Source organism: Algibacter aquimarinus (assembly GCF_039543265.1).
GTDB lineage: Bacteria > Bacteroidota > Bacteroidia > Flavobacteriales > Flavobacteriaceae > Algibacter_B > Algibacter_B aquimarinus.
Genome location: NZ_BAABJK010000009.1, coordinates 310,896 through 330,547 on the forward strand (window position 1 = coordinate 310,896; position 19,652 = coordinate 330,547).

Genomic DNA, 19,652 nt, shown 5'->3' on the forward strand with positions numbered 1-19,652 from the left:
AATTTAGTTAAGTTTTTATCTGTATTTCAAAACATGCTAATATAAGAATTTCAGTAGTCATAGTAAGACTATTAAAGACACTTTTTCATGTTATTTATTAACAATTTTAGGGTGTTTTTTAGTTAATAAGTATACTCCCAAATGTTTTGATTTTATAAAGTTTTTTTCGTCAATTAGCAATTTACAGACGATTTAAGGTATAGTTTTTGCCGTTAGTAAAATGTTTTACTATTTTTAATGCAGATAAGGACTAGAATATGGATGATAATTTTTCCCCAAGAGTTAAAGATGTTATTGCTTACAGCAAAGAAGAAGCTTTGCGTTTAGGCCATGATTTTATTGGTACCGAACACCTTATGTTAGGACTTCTTCGTGATGGAGACGGAAAGGCAATAAATATATTGAACGCCTTAGATATTGATTTAAATCATTTAAGACGAAAAGTTGAGATATTGAGTCCAGCTAATCCAAATATTACTGTTTCGTCAAACGATAAAAAGAATTTACACTTAACAAGGCAAGCAGAACGTGCTTTGAAAACAACATTTTTAGAAGCAAAATTATTTCAAAGTTCGTCAATTAATACAGCGCATTTATTGCTTTGTATTTTAAGAAATGAAAACGACCCCACTACCAAGCTTTTAAATAAGCTAAAAGTTGACTATGATAATGTTAAAGAACAATTTAAACAAATGATTACAAACGACAATAATTACATAGAACCAAAAGCCGAATTTCAGGACGATGATGCGAATCCTGAAGAAGATGGAACAAAAGACAATATTTTTAATGCTCCAGCAGGCAAAACAAATAAGAAGTCTAAAACCCCGGTTTTAGATAATTTTGGACGCGATTTAACCGCTTTAGCAGAAGAAGGTAAGTTAGACCCTGTTGTGGGAAGAGAAAAAGAAATACAACGCGTATCTCAAGTTTTAAGCAGGAGAAAGAAAAATAATCCCCTTTTAATTGGTGAACCTGGTGTTGGTAAATCTGCCATTGCCGAAGGACTAGCACTAAGAATTGTCAAACGTAAAGTATCTCGAATTCTATTTAACAAACGCGTTGTTACACTAGATTTAGCAAGCTTAGTAGCTGGAACAAAATATAGAGGCCAGTTCGAAGAACGTATGAAAGCCGTTATGAACGAGCTTGAAAAGAACGATGAAGTTATTCTGTTTATTGATGAAATACATACCATAGTTGGCGCAGGTGGTGCAACAGGTAGTTTGGATGCTTCAAACATGTTTAAACCTGCCTTAGCTCGTGGAGAAATTCAATGTATAGGAGCAACTACTTTAGATGAGTACAGACAATATATTGAAAAAGATGGTGCTTTAGAGCGTCGTTTCCAAAAGGTAATTGTTGAGCCAACTACTGTTGAAGAAACTATAGAAATTCTAAATAACATTAAAGGTAAATATGAAGAACATCATAATGTTGATTACACACCAGAAGCTATTGAAGCTTGCGTGAAGTTAACCAATAGGTACATGACAGAACGCTTTTTACCAGATAAAGCGATTGATGCTTTAGATGAAGCTGGGTCACGTGTGCACATTACCAATATTGATGTGCCTAAACAAATAATAGAATTAGAAAAGAAACTTGAAGCCGTTAAGGAAACAAAAAATTCTGTTGTTAGAAAACAAAAATATGAAGAAGCTGCAAAACTTAGAGACGACGAAAAGCGTTTAGAAAAAGAACTTGCTGTAGCTCAAGAAAAATGGGAAGAAGACACCAAACAACATAGAGAAATTGTAACAGAAGATAATGTTGCAGATGTGGTTTCTATGATGACAGGCGTTCCTGTAAACAGAATAGCTCAAACTGAAATTAATAAGCTTGCAGAATTACCAAACCTTATCAAGGGCAAAGTAATTGGTCAAGATGAAGCTGTTGCGAAAGTTGTAAAAGCGATTCAAAGAAACCGTGCAGGACTTAAAGATCCTAACAAGCCTATCGGTTCATTTATCTTTTTAGGTCAAACCGGTGTTGGAAAAACTCAATTAGCCAAAGTGTTATCTAGAGAGTTGTTTGATAGTGAAGATTCCCTTGTTAGAATTGACATGAGCGAATACATGGAAAAGTTTGCCATATCAAGATTAATTGGAGCTCCTCCGGGATACGTTGGATACGAAGAAGGTGGGCAACTTACTGAAAAAGTAAGACGTAAACCTTACGCGGTTATTCTTTTAGATGAAATTGAAAAAGCACATCCAGATGTATTTAATATGCTTCTACAGGTTTTAGATGATGGCTATTTAACCGATAGTTTGGGAAGAAAAATTGATTTCAGAAACACCATCATTATCATGACATCAAATATTGGTGCTCGAAAGTTAAAAGATTTTGGTACTGGCATTGGATTCGGAACCTCATCACAAAAAGCGCAAGAAGATGCGAATGCAAGAGGCATTATTGAAAATGCACTTAAAAAATCTTTCGCACCAGAGTTTTTAAACAGAATTGATGATGTTGTAGTATTTAATGCATTAGAAAAAGATGATATCAATAAAATTATTGATATAGAATTAGAAAAACTTTTACTTCGTATTAAAGGACTAGGCTATATTTTAACACTCACTGATGGTGCTAAAGATTATATTGCTGAAAAAGGTTTTGATAAACAATATGGTGCTAGACCATTAAAAAGAGCTATTCAAAAATATGTTGAAGATGCTTTAGCTGAAGAAATTGTTGCATCAAATCTTCAAGAAGGAGATAATATAAAAATTGATATTGATAAAGATTCAGAAGATTTAAAAATTTCAATAGAAAAAGCTGAAAAGCCCACTGAATCCTGATAAATTCAAATTTTAAGACCATACTAAAATCCTACATTCATTTAGAACGTAGGATTTTTTTTTGCAGAACTGTAACAAATAAAAAATACATTCCTCTTTATTATAACAATTTGTTTTTTTGAAATCAACCAATCAAAATACTGAGCAATTAATAGAACTTTGCAAGTCTGGAAACCAATCTGCGCAATTGGAAATTTACAACAGATATTACAAAGCCATGTACAATACATGTTTAAGAATTGTAAAAAATAATTTTGAGGCTGAAGATATTATGCAAGATTCATTTTTAGTGGCTTTTACAAAACTGGATACTTTAAAAGATCTTAAAATTTTTGGAGCTTGGTTAAAACGAATTGTTATTAATAACAGTATTTATCATTACAAAAAAAACAGTAAATATCAAGAAGTTGCTTTAGACGATATGTTATATAAAGTAGAAGATAATTCTAATAGTATAAACAACGATTATGAATTTACAAACCTTAAAGCTAAACAGGTTTTAAAGACTTTAAAAACATTAAAAGATAATTATAGAATAGCTTTAACTCTAAACCTTATTGAAGGTTACGACTATGAAGAGATTAGCGAAATAATGAATATTAGCAACTCAAATTGCAGAACCACAATTTCTAGAGCTAAAGAAAATTTAAGAAAGAAATTTGAAACCACTCTCGAGTGTTAAAAAATAAAAAAATGAGCAAAAATACTTTAGAAGATCTATTTAAAAACCTTGAAAATAATTTCGATACAGAAAACCCAAATTTGGGGCATCAAGAGCGCTTTTTAAATAAACTAAAAACTCAAAATTCTAGTTTAAATAAAACTAAAAAGAATTTATGGAAACCTTTTATAGGTATAGCAGCATCAATCGCTTTACTAGTTTCTTTATTTGTTTTTTCACCAAAAGAAGAGGTCAATACTATCGATCTTGCAAGTATTTCGCCTGAAATGGCTAAAGTTGAAAGTGTGTTTATGGCATCACTATCTAAAGAACTGGAAAATCTTAATAGCGAAGAGATGCCAGAATATCAAGAGTTAATTGTTGATGCTTTGTTTGAATTAAAAGTACTTGAAGAAGACTACAACCAACTCATATTTGGGCTTAAAGAACACCCCAATGACGAATTAATTCTGGATGCGATGATTCTAAATTTCCAAAGTAGAATAGATATTATACAGGATACAAAAGAAAAAATAGAAGAACTTAATAACATTAATAATCAATTATTAATCATTTAAAATTAAAATCATGAGAAAAACAATTACACTATCAGTTATTTTTTTAATGCTAGTTAGCATAGCAAATGCCCAATCTTGGGGGAAGAAAAAAATTAAAGGCAACGGAAATATTACCACCGAGACCAGAAACGTTGGAGATTATAATGGTATTAAATCTGCTGGGAGTATGGATATCATTTTAGTTTATGGAAAAGAGGGCGAAATAAAAATAAAAGGTGATTCTAATTTATTAGAATATATAGTTACCGAAGTTAAAAACGATAATTTAATTATTAAATTAAAAAAAGGGTCTAAAATAAGTTACAAGAAAAGTATTGAAATTACAGTCCCGTTTGAAAGCATTAATAAAGTTTCGCTTGCTGGATCTGGAGATATTGTAAGTAGAGATGTTGTTAAAGCTGATAAATTAAGTGTTTCTGTAGCTGGTTCTGGAGAAATTAAACTTGATATTAAAACCAATTATGTAGTAGGGGCTGTAGCTGGTTCTGGAGAAATAACCTTAACTGGGGCTACTAATAATTTAAATGCTAAAGTAGCTGGTTCTGGAGATTTCCATGGGTTTGGTTTACAATCAGATGATACCGAAGTTGCTGTTGCCGGCTCTGGAGATGCTGAGGTAGTTAGTAACAAAAACTTAATTGCTAGAGTATCTGGTTCTGGAGATATAAGGTATAAAGGAAACCCAAAAAAGGATGCTAAAGTTTCTGGCTCTGGATCTATTAAAAGTAATTAAAAAGTACAATCAATAAACAAACAGTAAAATATGTGTTAATCAAAACCTGTGAAGAAATTTACAGGTTTTTTTTATATTTAATTTTGTATCAAACTCTTTCTTTTGGCACTCTAAATAATAAAATAATACCGAATAAAAAGAAAACAAATAAAAATAGTATCGCATTTCGCATTGTACCAGTCACCTGATCTATTGTAGCAAAAATTACCATACCTATAACGATACCTATTTTTTCAGCAACATCATAAAAACTAAAATAAGACGTTGTATCCTCAGTTTCAGGTAAAAATTTAGAATATGTAGATCGGGCTAACGACTGTACCCCTCCCATTACTAAACCAACAATACTAGCGGCAATATAAAATTGCATTGGTGTTTTCATAAAATAAGCATAAAAACATAATGTCATCCAAATAAAATTAACAACAATTAAAGTTTTAATATTACCAAATTTTGAAGATGCTTTAGATGTTAAAACTGCCCCTAAAATGGCTACTATTTGAATAACCAAAATACTTATAATTAAGCCCATAGTTTTTTCACTATCACCTCCCCAATCAATCTCTTCTTCACCAAAGTAAACAGCTACCAACATAATAGTTTGAACCGCCATACTGAAAACAAAAAAAGCATACAAATAACGTTTCAATCTTAAATCTAATTTAAGTTGTCCCCAAACTTGTTTTAACTCTTTTAAACCATTAAAAACCACGGCGGTAGTTACTTTGTGTCCTGTAGATGTTCCTTTTGGTAAATAATAAAAAGAATATTGACTAAACGATGCCCACCAAATACCAACAGTAATAAATGCTATTTTCATAGCTTCAAAAGATGCTGCATCTTTTGCGGTTTTTAGCGCTTCACTTATCTCTGCTTCAGACCCCGAATTTTTTATAGTTTCTGAGATACTTATATCAAAACCAAACCACTCAGGTTTCATAACCATTAACAAATTCAAAATAAGCAAAAGTACACTTCCTAAATACCCCAAAGAAAATCCTTTAGCACTCACAGCGTCTTGCTGTCCTGGATAAGCAATATCAGGCAAATATGAGTTGTAAAACACTAAACTACCCCAATATCCTATTAAACCCATAAAATAGAACAGTAAGCTTAAATGAATTTTTTCTGGAGTAATATCGAACCAATATAAACCAATACAACCAGCACTACCAACATAACAAAAGAATTTTAAAAAGTTTTTTTTGTTACCAACATAATCGGCTACACCAGAAAGAATAGGTGATGTAAATGCAACTACCAAAAATGTAAAAGCGGTTACAAAGGTAATAAGAGCAGTACTCTTAAATTCGAAACCAAATGCAATAACCGTTTTGATTTCAGAAATAAATAATGCTGAGTAAAATATTGGAAATATTGAAGATGCAATAGTTAAGGTATAAACAGAATTTGCCCAATCATAAAAAGCCCATGCATTCAGAAGCTTTTTACTTCCTTTATCTATTACTGCCATAACTAAAAAGCTGCCCTTTTATGAGCAGCTCTAAAGTAATCAAATATTTTAATTTTGAAGAATAAATTATTTTCTGAATGTATTTACTCCAAATTTCTGTGCTTCTGCAATAGCTTTTGGCGCTAGAGCTGTTAAATTTGCTATACGAGAATCGTTTGATGGGTGTGTACTTAAAAATTCTGGAGGAGCTTGACCGCCACTATTTGCTTTCATTCGTTTCCATAACTCTGCTGCTTCTGTTGGGTTGTAGCCAGCTATAGCCATTAGATACAATCCAATTTTATCAGCTTCTGTTTCATGACTTCTACTAAATGGCAACATACCCAAAACCTGAGAACCAACACCATAATATTGATTAAAAGCATTTCTAGATTGCTCATCTTGTATAGCCACATTTCCAGCAATAGCCAGACCTTGCTGAACATAAGCAGCACTCATACGTTGTTGCCCATGATTTGCCAATGCATGTGCTACCTCGTGCCCCATAATTGCTGCAACACCTGTTTCTCCGTTAGCTATAGGTAAAATTCCTGTGTAAAAAACTATTTTGCCTCCTGGCATACACCAAGCGTTAACAGTTTCATCATTAACTAAATTATATTCCCACTTATAATCATTTAAATAACCTTGGTGACCATTTGCGTTTAACCAACGTTCTGCTGCAACAGCAATTCGTTGTCCAACTCTAGTTATCATTTCGGCGTCTTTAGTTCCTTTAACAACTTTATTTTCATTTAGAAACTGATCATATTGTGCAAATGCAGTAGGAAATAGTTGTGAATTTGGCACTAAAGCCATAGTCTTTTTTCCTGTGAATGGATTTGTAGCACATGATAAAATGAGAGCTAAAATTCCAAATACTATAAGTGCTTTTCTTATTTTCATTATCTTATGTTTTAATTATTCTTTAAAAGTACAAAAATCGTTTATATCATTTTGACCCACATGATTATTATTTGGTCACATTTAATCTTAAATATTTTGCAATAGTTAAAGTGTTATGTTTTTAATTATTTCCGACTTATTTTAGAGGAAAAATATAAAGAATGAAAAAGTTACTACTAATAAGTTTGAGTATATTTCTATTTAATTGTAATGGAAATGCTCAAAAAAAAGAAAAAAAAGTTTATGACGTATCGAAAACTGAAGCCCAATGGAAAGCTCAATTAAGTGATACGGAATTTTATGTCCTAAGAAAAGCAGGAACAGAACGCCCATTTACAAGCCCTTTAAATAAGAATTATAAAGCTGGAACTTACGTTTGTAAAGCTTGTGAAACACCACTATTTAAAAGCGAACATAAATTTGATTCTGGCACCGGATGGCCCAGTTTTGATAGGGAAATTAAAGGAAACGTAGAATTCTCTACTGATTATAATTTAGGTTATGCTCGTACTGAAGAGCATTGCGCCACTTGTGGCGGACATTTAGGACACGTTTTTAATGATGGTCCAAGAGACACAACTGGTAAAAGGCATTGTATAAATGGTGTATCCTTAAAATTTATACCAAAAAATGAGTAGCTATTTAGTAAGTGTAATAAAACAATTTGAATATTATAAAAGCTTAGGTGATAAAACTTTTAATGAGTTATCTTTTGATGAATTACAAAACGATATTGCTAAAGACGCCAATTCAATCTCTATAATAGTAAAGCATATTGTTGGTAATATGCTTAGTAGATGGACTAACTTTTTAAATGAAGATGGCGAAAAAGAATGGAGGCATCGAGATCAAGAATTTGAAAGCTCTTATACATCAAAGGAAGAACTTATCGAAAATTGGAATAAAGGTTGGCAATGCGTTTTTGATGCCATAGAACCACTAACAAACGAAGATTTAGAGCGTATTGTTTACATTCGTAATATGGGACATACGGTTACTGAAGCTATAAATAGACAGCTTGCTCATTACTCCTATCATGTTGGACAAATTGTTTTTATTGGGAAAATATTAAAAGGCAGTGATTGGAAATCGCTTTCAGTACCAAAAGGACAGTCTAAAGCTTATAATAAAGAAAAATTTAGTAAAGAAAAAAGGCGTGAACATTTTACGGATGACATAATAAAAAGCCTTTGAGTTTTATCTCAAAGGCTTTTTATTTAAACCCCTACTCTACTTCGCCATAGCAGACATGGTATAATATCCTGCTTCTCGTATAATTTCTCCATCATCATTAAAATCATGAATTAACAACACAGGAATACTTACTTTTTTATCATCAGATTTTCTTTTAATGTTAAAATCCCACCAAGATTGAACAACTTTACCATTTCCTATTTCATATTCCAAATAGTCTGGATATCCAACAACATCGATACTTTCAATATCCCAAGAATTTAACATTCCCAGATAACCTTCTTTTTCTTCTTCTAAAGTATTTGATTCACCACGAGGCATATCTAAATTTGTAAAACGTGCATTTTCAGCAAAATAACTAAATGCCTTATCTGCATCCCCATGCTCGAGAGCAGCTACCATTTTACGAACAGTATTTATATTTGTATGTTCATTATAAAGAGTTCCATTTTTTCTAATACTCCTTGCTTCTCCAATCCCGTCAAAAACAGCACCATCATCATAAGTTATCATTGTTAAAATTTTGTTGTCTTGGTCAACCCTAAAAAGTCTATGAATAGGCATATCTAACTTAACACCTGTGTTGTTGTGTACTCCTTTTAGTTGATCCCAAGTTTGTACCCAAACTATATCATCGTCATTATTCTTCTTGTAGTGTAGGGCATCAGGATAAGCACCATTTGATCGTTCGATACTTAAATACGATGCATTGTTTACCCAAAAAATAGACTGCCTTAAAAGGTTTGATTTTGAAGCACCTTTAGCCTCAGGGTCTGAATTCATACCATTGAAAGCTCTAAAGTCATCATGTAAATAAACTTTAAGGGCTGTGGTGTCACCTGATATAAAAGCTTGCTGCATTGCTTCTACGGTTTGAATTGCTGGGTGATCAAGATAAATAGTTCCATTTTTTTTCTTCTGTGAATACATGATGCAAGAAAACATCATCACGAGAATAATCGCTTGTTTTTTCATTTTAAAAAATTTTGGTTGGTTAATATCAACAAAAGTTAACTAAAATATTTGAAAGACAACGACTTAAGATGATTTTTATTTAAAAGCTATGCTTTAATTTTTTTCTTAAAAGGTCTAATAATTAAGCGTGCCTCCCTATCAAAACGCACATAATTATAAACCCAATTAACAAAAACTACCATTCGATTTCTAAAACCAATCAAGAAGAATAAATGCACGAACATCCAAACGTACCAAGCGAAAACACCTTGGAATTTAAATTTCTTTAAATCTACAACTGCTTTATTTCTTCCAATAGTAGCCATGGCCCCTTTATCTTTATAAACAAAAGGTTTCATAGGTTTTTCTTCTATAAGATTTAATAAATTTTCACCTAGTTGTTCACCTTGCTGAATTGCTGGTTGAGCCATCATAGGAAAACCATTTGGAAATTCTTCACTTACAAGACAAGCAATATCACCAACAGCAAAAATATTTGAAAAGCCTTTAATTTGGTTAAACTCATTAACTAAAAGTCTATTTCCTCTTGTTACAAATTCTTCTGCATCTAAACCTTTTATAGTTACACCTTTAACACCTGCTGCCCAAACTACTGTGGCAGAATCAAACGTTAAATCTGTGTTGGTAGTAACAGTTTTTCCATCATAATTAGTTACTCTTACATTCTTCCAGATATGAACACCGAGCTTTTCTAAAAAATCTTCTGCTTTTTTCGAAGCATTTTCACTCATACCTTTTAATATACAATCGCTTGATTGTATAATATTAATTTGCGCCAAACGCGTGTCTAAATCCGGATAATCTTTTGGCAATATTCCTTTTTTAATTTCTGCTAGTGCTCCAGCTAACTCTACACCTGTTGGCCCTCCTCCAACTATTACAAAATTCATTAAAGCAATACGCTCATTCAAATCTGACGTTAAAAGAGCCTCTTCAAAATTCTCTAATATTAAACTTCTAAGATTTAAAGATTGTGGTATGGTTTTCATTGCCATACTATGCTTTTCTATTTCAGAATTACCAAAAAAATTGGTTTCAGACCCTGATGCAACAACTAAATAATCAAATTTTAAATCACCAATATCTGTTAATATATTACTTTTTTCAGTATTTATTTCGTTAACATTTGTCAATCTAAAAAAGAAATTAGGAAAGTCCTTTAAAATTTTTCTAATTGGGTATGCAATAGAGTCTGGTTCTAATCCTCCTGTAGATACTTGGTATAATAAAGGCTGAAATGTGTGGTAATTATGCTTATCTAAAAGCACAACTTGCACTTCCTGTTTTGATAATTTTTTCGCTAAGGCTATACCCGCAAAACCACCTCCTATAATTACGATTCTTGGATAACTTGATTTTGGTATATTCATAAATAAATACTTGCAGTGCAAAGGTAGTATAAAGATGTAAATTTAAAGCGTTCTAAATTCTTTATTCAAATTCGATTTCGTAAATTCGTACCCTAAAATTTAACACATGAGTAAATACGATATTATAGTTCTTGGAAGTGGTCCTGGTGGTTATGTAACTGCAATTAGAGCATCGCAATTGGGTTTTAAAACTGCTATTGTTGAAAAAGAAAGTCTTGGTGGTGTATGTTTAAATTGGGGTTGTATTCCAACAAAAGCCTTATTAAAATCTGCTCAAGTTTTTGAATATCTTAAACATGCAGAAGATTATGGCTTAACAGTTAAAGATGCTAAACATGATTTTGACGCGGTTGTTAAACGTAGTCGAGGTGTTGCAGATGGCATGAGCAAAGGTGTTCAGTTTTTAATGAAGAAGAATAAAATTGACGTTATTAATGGTTTTGGAAAATTGAAACCTGGAAAAAAGGTTGATGTTGATGGAACAGAATATAGAGCTGATAATATCATTATTGCTACTGGAGCTCGCTCACGTGAATTACCAAGTTTACCTCAAGACGGTAAAAAAGTAATAGGTTACAGAGAAGCTATGACTTTGTCAAAACAACCAAAAAAGATGATTGTTGTTGGTTCTGGAGCTATTGGTGTAGAGTTTGCTTATTTCTATAATTCTATGGGTACGGAAGTTACCATTGTAGAATATTTACCGAATGTAGTACCTGTTGAAGATGAAGAAGTTTCAAAACAATTAGAGCGTTCTTTCAAAAAGACTGGAATTAATATTATGACTTCCGCAGAAGTGACCAGTGTAGACACATCTGGTAATGGCGTAAAAGCAACTGTGAAAACTAGTAAAGGTGAAGAAGTACTTGAAGCAGATGTTATTTTAAGTGCCGTTGGTATTAAAACAAACATTGAAAATATTGGATTAGAAGACGTAGGTATTGTTGTAGATAGAGATAAAATTATTGTTAATGATTTTTACCAAACAAATATTCCAGGTTACTATGCTATTGGCGATGTAACACCTGGACAAGCTTTAGCTCATGTTGCATCAGCTGAAGGAATTCTTTGTGTTGAAAAACTTGCAGGACACCATGTTGAAGCTTTAGACTATGGAAATATTCCAGGTTGTACTTATTGCTCACCAGAAATTGCATCTGTTGGTTTAACTGAAAAACAAGCAAAAGAAAAAGGCATAGACATTAAAGTTGGTAAATTTCCATTTTCAGCCTCTGGTAAAGCCAGTGCTGGTGGAAATAAAGATGGTTTTGTGAAAGTTATTTTTGATGCCAAATATGGCGAATGGTTAGGTTGCCACATGATTGGTGCCGGCGTTACTGATATGATTGCTGAAGCCGTTTTAGGAAGAAAACTTGAAACCACAGGTCATGAAGTACTTAAAGCAGTTCACCCGCATCCAACTATGAGTGAAGCGGTAATGGAAGCTGTAGCTGCAGCTTATGATGAAGTGATACACTTATAAACTATTGAGTTTAAAAATAAAATTAAAAAAGCGATTCAAAATGAATCGCTTTTTTTTATAATCTATACCCAAGTCCCAAAAACAACCCGTTGGGTGTAATTTCTTGAAAACCTATAGTGTATTTAATATGCGCATCTAATGCTCGAGTAATGTTGTAAGCTGTACTTAAATCTACTCGAATTTTAATTTTATTAGAAAAAAAGTCAAAAAAGTAATTAATACTTGGCCCGACTAAAATATCTAAATTATTAGCAACCTCATACTTAGCATAAATAGGGGCATTTAAAAATTGAAAATCATTGAGTCCAATATATAATACTTCTGGTTGAATTGAAAAGGCTTTATCAACTTCAATATCTAAAAACACACCACCATAAAAACCTGTTGCATTATCTTGATTGAAACCAAAATTTGATTCATCAACATTAAAAAAAGTAAAATTAACACCACCTTTTATTCCAATGTTTGAGTTAGACTGTGCTTCTAAAAACAAACTACTTAAAAGAAAAATAGTGAATGTTAAATATTTTATCATATAAAACTCTGTATTGCTAATTCGTAACTCTGTAAACCAAAACCTAATATAACACCTTTAGCATTTGGTGAAATATACGATTGATGTCGAAACTCTTCTCTTCCAAATGTATTTGAAATATGAACTTCTATAACAGATGTTTCAATCGCTTTTACAGCATCACCAATACCAACAGATGTATGTGTATAAGCTGCTGCATTTAATATAATACCATCATAACTAAAACCTACGTCTTGAATTTTATCAATAAGTTCTCCTTCAATATTAGATTGAAAATAATCAATTTGTATGTCTTTATATTTTTTTCTTACTTCTTCTAAAAACTCAGTAAAGGTTAAGCTTCCGTAAATATTAGGCTCTCGTTTACCTAGTAAGTTTAAGTTGGGCCCGTTTATGATAATTAGTTTCTTCATAAGTCAAAGATATTTAAAATTCTTAATTAGTTTTTCAAGATATCTATTTGTGTAGTTTCTGAAGTTTTTAAATTAGAAAGTGCTTTTACCAAATTACTACCATCATCAATTTTAACTACAACAGTATTTGGAGCAATTTTCCCTTCATTATTTGCTTTAATAACTATCGATGTTTTATTACTATTTAAATCAACATCCAAGTATTTTTCTGTTTTATTTGCCACATAAGATTTTAATATTGTTTTTCCGTTTGATGTAATGGTTATATTATCGCCATCTTCCTGCCCACCATCGTATATAATAAATCTTATTTTACTTGATTTAGTAAAAAAACTTAATGTTTGATTCTTTCTTAAAATATTCATATTCAAAGAATCCATAACCTTTATCATATTTATCTTTTGCTTTACACTATCTGCAACTCGTTTAGATTTATTTATCTTGGTAACGACTTTATTAATTCGCTTCTCGACCTTTTCAGCAGAATTGAGAGCAATTTCCCCATTAATACATTCAGTATTATCAGAAAAAAGTCCTATAAATTTAGTTTTCACACTTTTGGTTTTGCCAAACACAAAATTTTTGGCAGTTACATTTAAAAAACAAAAATCATTTTGAGATACGGGTGATTTTGTATACACAATTCCTGTTTCTCTAAAACTTAATTCTCTTTTTTTTATATCATATTCACCAAAAACATTTGACCTAGTTTCGTGTTCGCCTCCTAAATCTGTAACAGAAAAACCTTTAACATCTTCATCATTAACTATAAAATTAATCTTGTAAGATATTATAGTTGAATCATTTAACTTTAAACCTCCCAGATACTCATAATTGGTTTGTGCGAAAGAATAATGAGTTAGAGAAAAAACAAATAAAATAAGTAAGTAGATTCTGAGCATTCTCATGTTTTTTTTATAAATTGTACTTCACAAACATAAACCAATTAAACATGAAAATTAAATTATTACTTTCTTTATTAGTAGTATTAGTATCCTATTCTACTTGTTACGCTTCTTTTCCTGTTAAAAGAACAATTCAAACCAATGTTAACAATGAAATTACAACTTCTAATGATATAGAAGAAGTACTTACACCTGTTACAACAGTTAAAGCAAAAGATAAATGGGTAGGTGTAGCCTTTTGGTTCTTTTTAGGGTGGCCATTTGCTGCACATAGATGGTACTATAACAAGCCTGTTTGGGCTAATATTTTGTTTATTCTTACCATTGGTGGATTAGGTATTTGGGCTATTATTGACTTAATCAACATACTTACTGATAATTTCGAATAATAAATTCATAATTTAAAAATAAAAAAAGCTACCAATTGGTAGCTTTTTTTATGCTTATTTTTACAAATATGAAATGGCAACAAGCTCTAAAAGATTATAAACTCTATTTAAAAATAGAACGAGGTTTGTCTAAAAACTCAATTGATAATTATTCAAGAGATGTTGATAAACTAATTAAATATCTTGATGAAAATAAATCTAGCAACTTACCTATTAATATTACCTCAGAGATTATTCAACAATTTATCTATGAAACCTCAAAAACTATAAATGCTAGATCTCAATCTCGATTAATTTCTGGACTGCGTAGCTTTTTTGATTATTTAATTTTTGAAGATTATAGAGCATCAAACCCATTAGAGCTTATTGAGTCTCCTAAAATTGGAAGAAAACTACCAGACACTTTATCTGAAGAAGAAATTGACCAACTAATTAATGCGGTAGACTTAAGCAAACCGCAAGGAGAACGTAACCGCGCCATTTTAGAAACGTTATATGGCTGTGGACTGCGTGTTAGCGAACTTATAAATTTAAAACTATCTGATTTATTTTTTGATGAAGGTTTTATAAAAGTAACAGGAAAAGGAGACAAACAACGTTTTGTACCAATTGTAGATATAACCCAAAAGTATATTAATATTTATAAAAATGAGGTTAGAAATCATTTGAAAATTCAACCCGGATTTGAAGATATTCTTTTTTTAAACCGAAGAGGGAAACAACTTACCAGAGCTATGATTTTTACTATAACAAAACAATTAGCAGAAAAAATAGGCCTTAAAAAAAGTATTTCCCCACACACATTCAGGCATTCCTTTGCCACACACCTATTAGAAAATAAAGCTGATTTGAGGTCTATACAACTCATGCTTGGACATGAAAGTATAACCACAACTGAAATTTATGTTCACTTAGATAAGAGTCATCTATCCAGAGCTTTGAAAGAGTTCCATCCAAGAAAATAGGTTATTTTGCTATATTAACAGCTCTTGTTTCTCTAATTACTGTTACTTTAACCTGTCCTGGATACGTCATATCTGTTTGCACCTTTTGAGATATACTGAATGATAAATCTGCTGCTTTTTGATCATCAACCTTTTCACTTTCAACAATTACACGAAGTTCTCTACCGGCTTGAATCGCATAAGCTTTTTTAACACCGCTAAAACCAAAAGCTATATCTTCTAAATCTTTTAATCGTTGAATATAACTATCAAGAACTTGACGACGTGCTCCTGGTCGAGCTCCCGAAATAGCATCACATACTTGAATAACTGGCGATATTAAATATTTCATTTCTACTTCATCATGGTGAGCACCAATGGCATTACAAACCTCATCTTTTTCACCAAATTTCTCTGCCCATTGCATACCTAAAATAGCGTGTGGTGTTTCCATATCAGCTTCTGCATCTGGCACTTTTCCAATATCATGGAGTAAACCTGCTCGTTTAGCTAACTTCGGATTTAAACCTAATTCAGCAGCCATTACACCACAAAGTTTAGCAACTTCACGCGAGTGCTGTAATAAGTTTTGCCCGTAAGAAGAGCGATATTTCATCCTTCCAACCATTTTTATAAGTTCAGGATGTAGATTATGGATTCCTAAATCTATTACCGTACGTTTTCCAACCTCAATAATTTCTTGCTCAATTTGTTTCTGAGTTTTCTTTACAATTTCTTCAATACGTGCTGGATGAATTCTACCATCTGTAACCAACTTGTGTAAAGATAAGCGTGCTATTTCTCTTCTAACTGAATCAAAACATGATAAAATAATAGCTTCTGGTGTGTCATCAACTATAATTTCGACACCCGTAGCTGCTTCTATAGCACGAATATTTCGACCTTCTCTTCCAATAATTCGCCCTTTCACATCGTCAGACTCTATATTAAAAACAGACACACAGTTATCTACTGCTTCTTCTGTTCCAATACGTTGAATGGTGTTTATTATAATCTTCTTAGCATCTTGCTCTGCAGTTAATTTTGCTTCTTCTAAAGAACTTTGAACATATGCCATAGCGTCGTTTTTAGCTTCACCTTTTAAAGATTCTACCAATTGCTCTTTGGCTTCTTCAGCAGATAAACTAGAAATAACTTCTAATTGTTGTACTTGATTTTTATGTAGCTTATCTAAATCTGCTTGTTTCTTTTCTAGAACATCAAGTCTGTGATTGTAATCTTTTATTTTACTTTCTAAGCTTTGATTAAGCCTAGTGTTCTTGGAAAGCTCACTTGATATTTGAGATTCTTTATCTCGAGTACGCTTTTCGGCTTCAGCCATTTTCTTATCCCGAGATAAGATTACTTTTTCATGTTCTGATTTAAGCTCTATAAATTTCTCTTTGGCTTGAAGAATTTTATCCTTCTTTATCGATTCGCCTTCACTGTTGGCTTGTTTTAATATTGAAGATGCACTTCTTTTAGCTTCTTTAACTAGCTTTGATGCATTATTTTTTTCAAGAGTTTTAGCAATAATAAAACCAATTATTAGTCCTAAAATTACACCACCTATTGCAAATATAATTGAGTTATCCATTTTCTATTTAGTTGATTGTTGTATATAAAAAAGCCTACACCGGTATAAAGTTTTGTATAAACTCCTTAAAAACAAGTTTAGGGCTAACAAGCTGATCAAGGGTCTGCTCGAGATACTGAAAATAAATTCAGCACTAGCAGCATGCTTTTACAACTTAAACTCACCCTTTTTAAAGAATTAACGTTGAGTTTATCAAAAAAAATAACCAATGTAGGCAGTAACTTTTATTTTATTTTAAAGAACGTTTAAGAGACTAAAAATGAATGTAGCAAATCATTAAGCGCATTTAGCTTTTCCTCTACATGCTCATTTACATTTTCTTTATCTATAGATTTCTGTTCTACTTGAGATGCAAATTGTAATGCACACATGGCCAAAACATCTTGTTTATCTCGAACAGAATAACTTTGCTCAAATTGTTTAATCATTATTTCAATGTTTTTAGCGGCTTTTCGTAATCCTTCTTCTTGACTTGATTCAATCGTTAAAGGATATACTCTATTAGCTATAGATAGCTTTATTTTAAGCTTCTCTGACATTGAATTAATTTTGCTTTAATCTGAAAGTTGCCCAATACAATGGTCAATATCTCTAATTAAGGCATTTATTTTAAGCTTAGTTTCTCTCTTGTTATCGTCACTACCTAGCATAGAATTTGCAATTTTTAGAGCATCATACTTTTCTTCCCAGCTTGCAATGTGCAATTTTTGGTTTTGAATTTCTTGCTTTGAAACTTCTAATTCTTCATTTAATTTAAGATTAGCATGCTTTAAAAGCTCTAGTTTGTGTAATACCTTGCTAATTTTGTTTTCTAAAGAATCTACAATATCTTCAATATTACTCATTTACAAATATCAATACTAATAACACAAAGTTAACATACCTTGGTATAAATAACAATTGTTTTTTCATAAAATTTTAAAATATCTGGTTTACTGTTGCGCTTTCTAGAATGGCTTGATTTTTGTTTTATTCTTTGCGTTTTCATATCAAATTAATATTTTAGCAGCAATACTTACTTATGCGATTATTCCTTACTGTTTTTTTAGTTTTCTCATTATTTTTAAATGCGCAAAATAAATATCCTCAAGATTATTTTAGCAGTCCGTTAGATATTCCTTTGATACTTTCTGGAACATTTGCCGAGTTACGGTCTACACACTTCCATTCTGGTTTAGATATTAAAACACAACAGCGTACTGGCTTAAAAGTTAAAGCTTCGGCTAGTGGTTTTGTAAGTAGAATTAAATTATCTCATTTTGGTTACGGTAAAGCACTTTATATTACTCATCCTAACGGATACACTACTGTATATGCTCACTTACAAAAGCTTGCTCCAGAAATTGAAGCTTATATAAAAAAGAAACAGTATGAAAAAGAATCTTATGAAATTGAAATATTTCCCAAAGCTGAAGAATTACAAATAACTAAAGATAACCTAATTGCTTACAGCGGAAATACAGGAGGCTCTGGAGGACCGCATTTACATTTTGAGATTAGAGATAATGCCGAACGACCTATAAACCCAATGATTTTTGGTATTGATATTAAAGACACAACAGCACCTTTAATTAAATCTATATATGCTTACCCATTAGATGAAAAATCTTTTATTAACAAATCGAATACCAAACAGAAATTAAGCTTAATTCCTCTTAAAAGTGGAGATTACATAATTAAAAATATTGATGCCATAGGGAATATTGGTTTTGGTATTGAAACCATAGACAGGCAAGATTTAGCTGCAAACTCAAATGGTGTTTACAACATACAAACCTTTGTTAATGGAAAACAAAATTTCGAACTCGATTTTAAAAGGTTTTCGTTTAGTGAAACAAAGCACATTAATGGTTTAATTGATTACGAACACTACACTACAAAAAAACAACGTATTCAAAAATTATTCAATAAAAACAATCCGCTTAGTATTATTAAACCTATTATAAACAAAGGTGTTATAGCTGTTGAGGATAGCACAAATTCTGTATACAAAATAAGAGTTTCAGATTATAAAAACAATGAGTCTTGGGTTACCATTAGTATAAATGGCACTAAAAGTGTAATTACAGATAATAAAGAAATAAAAACCACTCCTTATTTTATTAAAGCAGATCAAACCATTAATTTAAAAAAAGGAAAAGTTGCTGTTGATTTTTATAAAGATACATTTTATGATGATTTTTACTTAAACTTTGACGTTAGTAACGATACATTAAAACTTCATAAAAATGTTGTGTTTGCTCAAAAAAACTTCAGCATCACATACGATGTATCTAACTACAAAGTAGAAGATAGAAACAAATTGTATATAGCGCGTTTAATAGGTTATAAAAATTATCCTGCATACACATACACTAAAAGGAAAGGTGATTTTTTAACGGCAAATACAAAAACTTTAGGAACCTATGCATTAGCCATGGATACGATAAACCCATCCATATCTTCCAATAATTTTAAAAAAGGTCAGTGGCTTAGTAAATACCGGTATTTAAAAATTAAAATTGACGATAAGGAATCTGGGATTTCTAAATACAGAGCAACTGTTAATGGTAAATGGATTTTAATGGAATACGATTATAAAACAAAAATGCTAACTCACGATTTTAATGACGGCATTATCACAGACACAAAAAACAATTTAAAAGTAATTGTTACCGATAATGTTGGAAATAATTCTACTTTTGAGACGTTATTCTATCGGAAATAAAACCA

The 19,652-nt window shown here is 31.4% G+C and carries 20 protein-coding genes and 1 other RNA gene; 10 read left to right on the forward strand and 11 right to left on the reverse strand.

Annotated features, from left to right (window positions below; genetic code table 11):
- Positions 1-257: 257 nt before the first annotated feature.
- The 4 genes from ABD939_RS13795 (at position 258) to ABD939_RS13810 (ending at position 4,776) form a co-directional block, all read left to right on the forward strand.
- A complete protein-coding gene (locus tag ABD939_RS13795; protein WP_345169876.1) occupies positions 258-2,804 on the forward strand; it encodes an ATP-dependent Clp protease ATP-binding subunit in 2,547 nt (848 codons plus the stop codon).
- A 118-nt stretch (positions 2,805-2,922) separates the two neighbouring features.
- Entirely contained in the window at positions 2,923-3,486 is a 564-nt protein-coding gene (locus tag ABD939_RS13800; protein ID WP_345169878.1) for an RNA polymerase sigma factor, read from the forward strand.
- An 11-nt stretch (positions 3,487-3,497) separates the two neighbouring features.
- Positions 3,498-4,043, forward strand: coding sequence for a hypothetical protein (locus ABD939_RS13805; protein ID WP_345169880.1), 546 nt, complete (start codon positions 3,498-3,500; stop codon positions 4,041-4,043).
- Positions 4,044-4,053: 10 nt separating this feature from the next.
- A complete protein-coding gene (locus ABD939_RS13810; RefSeq protein WP_345169882.1) occupies positions 4,054-4,776 on the forward strand; it encodes a head GIN domain-containing protein in 723 nt (240 codons plus the stop codon).
- Positions 4,777-4,864: 88 nt separating this feature from the next.
- Here ABD939_RS13810 and ABD939_RS13815 read toward each other — a convergent pair whose 3' ends face one another.
- Complete coding sequence (locus tag ABD939_RS13815) at positions 4,865-6,250, reverse strand: MFS transporter (RefSeq protein WP_345169883.1); 1,386 nt, start codon at positions 6,248-6,250, stop codon at positions 4,865-4,867.
- Between the two features lie 66 nt (positions 6,251-6,316).
- The gene (locus tag ABD939_RS13820; protein ID WP_345169885.1) at positions 6,317-7,135 is read right to left on the reverse strand and encodes a M48 family metallopeptidase; all 819 of its coding nucleotides are present in this window, start codon (positions 7,133-7,135) and stop codon (positions 6,317-6,319) included.
- A gap of 161 nt (positions 7,136-7,296) precedes the next feature.
- Here ABD939_RS13820 and msrB point away from each other — a divergent pair, with 161 nt between their 5' ends.
- Together msrB and ABD939_RS13830 are read left to right on the forward strand one after the other, a co-directional pair.
- Complete coding sequence (gene msrB, locus ABD939_RS13825) at positions 7,297-7,773, forward strand: peptide-methionine (R)-S-oxide reductase MsrB (RefSeq protein WP_345169887.1); 477 nt, start codon at positions 7,297-7,299, stop codon at positions 7,771-7,773.
- Entirely contained in the window at positions 7,766-8,329 is a 564-nt protein-coding gene (locus ABD939_RS13830) for a DUF1572 family protein (RefSeq protein ID WP_345169889.1), read from the forward strand. Before msrB ends, ABD939_RS13830 begins: the two co-directional genes overlap by 8 nt.
- A gap of 36 nt (positions 8,330-8,365) precedes the next feature.
- Here the strand turns inward: ABD939_RS13830 and ABD939_RS13835 are convergent, their stop codons facing one another.
- Together ABD939_RS13835 and ABD939_RS13840 are read right to left on the reverse strand one after the other, a co-directional pair.
- The gene (locus ABD939_RS13835; RefSeq protein ID WP_345169891.1) at positions 8,366-9,304 is read right to left on the reverse strand and encodes a nuclear transport factor 2 family protein; all 939 of its coding nucleotides are present in this window, start codon (positions 9,302-9,304) and stop codon (positions 8,366-8,368) included.
- Positions 9,305-9,390: 86 nt separating this feature from the next.
- Entirely contained in the window at positions 9,391-10,674 is a 1,284-nt protein-coding gene (locus ABD939_RS13840) for an NAD(P)/FAD-dependent oxidoreductase (protein ID WP_345169892.1), read from the reverse strand.
- Positions 10,675-10,780: 106 nt separating this feature from the next.
- Between ABD939_RS13840 and lpdA the strand changes: the two genes are divergently transcribed.
- On the forward strand, positions 10,781-12,157 hold the full coding sequence (gene lpdA / locus ABD939_RS13845; RefSeq protein ID WP_345169894.1) for a dihydrolipoyl dehydrogenase: 1,377 nt from the start codon (positions 10,781-10,783) through the stop codon (positions 12,155-12,157).
- A gap of 55 nt (positions 12,158-12,212) precedes the next feature.
- On the opposite strand, the gene ABD939_RS13850 is transcribed toward lpdA, so the two are convergent.
- From ABD939_RS13850 to ABD939_RS13860, 3 genes are read right to left on the reverse strand one after another with little or no spacing between them, the layout of a single operon-like run.
- Positions 12,213-12,692 (reverse strand): porin family protein, encoded by a 480-nt coding sequence (locus tag ABD939_RS13850; RefSeq protein ID WP_345169895.1) that lies wholly within the window; start codon positions 12,690-12,692, stop codon positions 12,213-12,215.
- Complete coding sequence (gene aroQ, locus ABD939_RS13855; RefSeq protein WP_345169896.1) at positions 12,689-13,105, reverse strand: type II 3-dehydroquinate dehydratase; 417 nt, start codon at positions 13,103-13,105, stop codon at positions 12,689-12,691. The genes ABD939_RS13850 and aroQ overlap by 4 nt, the downstream gene beginning before the upstream one ends.
- Before the next feature lie 26 nt (positions 13,106-13,131).
- A complete protein-coding gene (locus ABD939_RS13860; RefSeq protein WP_345169897.1) occupies positions 13,132-14,007 on the reverse strand; it encodes a hypothetical protein in 876 nt (291 codons plus the stop codon).
- 50 nt (positions 14,008-14,057) lie between these two features.
- Here ABD939_RS13860 and ABD939_RS13865 point away from each other — a divergent pair, with 50 nt between their 5' ends.
- On the forward strand, positions 14,058-14,399 hold the full coding sequence (locus ABD939_RS13865; RefSeq protein WP_345169899.1) for a TM2 domain-containing protein: 342 nt from the start codon (positions 14,058-14,060) through the stop codon (positions 14,397-14,399).
- Between the two features lie 68 nt (positions 14,400-14,467).
- The gene (gene xerD / locus ABD939_RS13870) at positions 14,468-15,364 is read left to right on the forward strand and encodes a site-specific tyrosine recombinase XerD (protein ID WP_345169901.1); all 897 of its coding nucleotides are present in this window, start codon (positions 14,468-14,470) and stop codon (positions 15,362-15,364) included.
- 1 nt (position 15,365) lies between these two features.
- Here xerD and rny read toward each other — a convergent pair whose 3' ends face one another.
- The 4 genes from rny to ABD939_RS13890 all read right to left on the reverse strand — a co-directional run bounded on the left by rny (position 15,366) and on the right by ABD939_RS13890 (position 17,785).
- Positions 15,366-16,940 (reverse strand): ribonuclease Y, encoded by a 1,575-nt coding sequence (gene rny / locus ABD939_RS13875; protein ID WP_345169903.1) that lies wholly within the window; start codon positions 16,938-16,940, stop codon positions 15,366-15,368.
- Positions 16,941-16,998: 58 nt separating this feature from the next.
- A non-coding RNA gene (ssrS, locus tag ABD939_RS13880) (6S RNA) lies at positions 16,999-17,129 on the reverse strand.
- A gap of 56 nt (positions 17,130-17,185) precedes the next feature.
- Complete coding sequence (locus ABD939_RS13885; RefSeq protein ID WP_345169905.1) at positions 17,186-17,479, reverse strand: cell division protein ZapA; 294 nt, start codon at positions 17,477-17,479, stop codon at positions 17,186-17,188.
- Between the two features lie 15 nt (positions 17,480-17,494).
- The gene (locus ABD939_RS13890; RefSeq protein WP_345169906.1) at positions 17,495-17,785 is read right to left on the reverse strand and encodes a hypothetical protein; all 291 of its coding nucleotides are present in this window, start codon (positions 17,783-17,785) and stop codon (positions 17,495-17,497) included.
- Between the two features lie 176 nt (positions 17,786-17,961).
- Here ABD939_RS13890 and ABD939_RS13895 point away from each other — a divergent pair, with 176 nt between their 5' ends.
- The gene (locus ABD939_RS13895) at positions 17,962-19,647 is read left to right on the forward strand and encodes a M23 family metallopeptidase (protein ID WP_345169908.1); all 1,686 of its coding nucleotides are present in this window, start codon (positions 17,962-17,964) and stop codon (positions 19,645-19,647) included.
- The last annotated feature ends 5 nt before the right edge of the window (positions 19,648-19,652 follow it).